Raw genomic sequence first — 633 nt, forward strand, 5'->3', positions numbered from 1 at the left:
CTGGATCAAAGCTCACTTACAGCTCCCCAAAGCATATCGGTGTTAGTCCCGTCCTTCGTCGGCTCCTAGTGCCAAGGCATCCACCGTGCGCCCTTCATAACTTAACCTAAATTTTGCTTTATCAGCTTCGAATCTCTTCGTCAGCTTCAGTCGTTCACATCCTCACGCACGCTAAGTGCGCTCCGGTGTTCACTCCTTCGCTTCCTCGACCTTCTCGCTGCTAAATCAAAATTTGATCACTTACTAATTAAGGTTTAAAACCTAAAATGGCGATACTCGGTAATTTCTTGACTATCAATTTATCTTTATCTAGTTTTCAAAGAACAATCATTTGTCTCGGAAGAGACAATATGGATAGATATTTTGCTTGCGCAAAAATCTTTGGTGGAGCCTAGCGGGATCGAACCGCTGACCTCCTGCGTGCAAAGCAGGCGCTCTCCCAGCTGAGCTAAGGCCCCGGGATGTGAGAATATGGTGGGCCTAAGTGGACTCGAACCACCGACCTCACGCTTATCAGGCGTGCGCTCTAACCAGCTGAGCTATAGGCCCATATTCCATAAAAATGAATGATAAGCAATGCTTACCATTGTTTGTTTGATGATCAAACCATCAAAACTGAACAAAACTTCGACG

Annotated in this window: 2 tRNA genes and 1 rRNA gene; all 3 read right to left on the minus strand. The window is 45.8% G+C overall.

Annotated features, from left to right (window positions below):
* Positions 1–107, minus strand: a 23S ribosomal RNA gene (locus AM506_RS21795); the annotation flags it as partial.
* Between the two features lie 275 nt (positions 108–382).
* Positions 383–458: transfer RNA gene (locus AM506_RS21800), tRNA-Ala, on the minus strand.
* A gap of 14 nt (positions 459–472) precedes the next feature.
* Positions 473–549 (minus strand) — tRNA-Ile (locus AM506_RS21805).
* Positions 550–633 lie beyond the last annotated feature (84 nt).

This window comes from Rossellomorea vietnamensis (genome assembly GCF_001305855.1).
In the GTDB taxonomy this organism is placed as follows: Bacteria; Bacillota; Bacilli; order Bacillales; family Bacillaceae_B; genus Rossellomorea; species Rossellomorea vietnamensis_A.